Below are 1,499 nucleotides of genomic sequence, written 5' to 3' on the forward strand. Positions count from 1 at the left end.
AATGTTAATTTATTTCTTCGAAAAGATCTACGATAACTTCTTTTTCTAGACATTTAAATCTCCTTTTGTTTAAATTTTATTTAAATAGAAAAACAACTTTATTCACTTATCACCTACTCTTTCAAGCTGAATTATCGTGGAGAAAAGCTAGACAACAAAACAATTATAAAATGTTTAAGCCTTACTTTCAAAAAGTCCTTGATTATGTTAAACAAATAGCGCATTTAAGATCTAAAGCTTTAAATATCCCTTTATACGATGCTTTAGTGGCGAGATATGAACCAGGCAATACTGCGGAGAACATTAAACAAGTGTTTGCTGTTTTAAAAGAAGAATTGCCGCCTTTAATCAAAAAAGTGATGAAAAAACAGGCCAAAAGCGGAACTCCTCTTCAATTTTCTATGCCAATTGAAAAACAAAAAGAATTAAATAATAAAATGATGGAAAAAGCAGGCTTTAATGTTAATAAAGGTCGTTTAGACGAATCTACGCACCCTTTTTGTGGCGGAACCGCTGATGATGTTCGTTTAACCACTCGTTATGATCACAATGATTTTTTAGATAGTTTAATAGGCACTATGCATGAAGTAGGGCATGCTTTATACGAACAAAATTTACCTGACAAATATAAAAACCAACCTGTTGGCAAACCTAGAGGGTATCAATTTCATGAAAGTCAATCTTTGTTAATTGAAAAACAATTGGTTAAAACAAAAGAATTTTTAACCTATTTATATGTTTTTTTTAAAGAATGATATGCAATTGAATGACTCTTTATTAACGGTTGATAATTTGTATCAAGAAGTTAGCCGCGTTCAACCTAGTTTTATCAGAGTTTATGCGGACGAATTAACTTATCCTTTACATATCATTTTACGTTTTGAAATAGAGGAGATGTTGGTTAATGATCAATTAAATTTAGACGAATTGCCTCATGTTTGGAACCAAAAAATGAAAGATTATTTAGGCATCGTTCCTAATAATGTTTCTGAAGGCTGTCTTCAAGATGTTCATTGACCTTCTGGTTATTTCGGTTATTTTCCTAGTTATTTAAACGGTGCTATAATTTCATCTATGTTAATTAGTAAAATCAAAAAAAATAATCCAGACATCAAAAAAAGATTTTACACAAGGTAATTTTACAAATGTTAACCAATATTTAAACCAAAATTTTAGAAATTTCGGTTCTTTATATACAGCCGATGAATTATTAAAAATTTCTACTGGCGAGAACAAAATCGATCCTCATGCTTTTGTTAAATATTTAGAAGAAAAATATTTATTTAATTGATTTAATCTTTTTTAAGAAAATAACTCTATTTATTTTAAAAAAACTCAAAATGATAGCCATTTTGAGTTTTTTCTTTTTTAGTATATTTCAGGCTGATAATTATGTTTTTTCAAATATAGAGTAGGCGATAAGCTCGAAAGAAAGTTAAAATTATTTATTTTTTGGTTGCGGAAAATATACATTAAATAATAATTTTTTTCTATTTATA

The 1,499-nt window shown here is 28.1% G+C and carries 2 protein-coding genes and 1 pseudogene; all 3 read left to right on the top strand.

What is annotated here, in order from left to right; translation table 11 throughout:
- Nucleotides 1–65: 65 nt before the first annotated feature.
- The 3 genes and pseudogenes from RI68_RS02595 to RI68_RS04480 all read left to right on the top strand — a co-directional run bounded on the left by RI68_RS02595 (nt 66) and on the right by RI68_RS04480 (nt 1,291).
- Nucleotides 66–755 carry a carboxypeptidase M32 gene (locus RI68_RS02595; RefSeq protein WP_161598277.1) on the top strand — a complete coding sequence of 230 codons (690 nt, stop codon included), beginning with the start codon at nt 66–68 and terminating at the stop codon, nt 753–755.
- Between the two features lies 1 nt (nt 756).
- Nucleotides 757–1,137, top strand: a pseudogene (locus RI68_RS02600) (hypothetical protein).
- Nucleotides 1,103–1,291, top strand: coding sequence for a hypothetical protein (locus tag RI68_RS04480; RefSeq protein WP_425314941.1), 189 nt, complete (start codon nt 1,103–1,105; stop codon nt 1,289–1,291). The pseudogene RI68_RS02600 and the gene RI68_RS04480 overlap by 35 nt, the downstream one beginning before the upstream one ends.
- The last annotated feature ends 208 nt before the right edge of the window (nt 1,292–1,499 follow it).

Origin of the sequence: Vaccinium witches'-broom phytoplasma str. VAC, from assembly GCF_000309405.1 — a bacterium.
Lineage (GTDB): Bacteria > Bacillota_I > Bacilli_A > Acholeplasmatales > Acholeplasmataceae > Phytoplasma.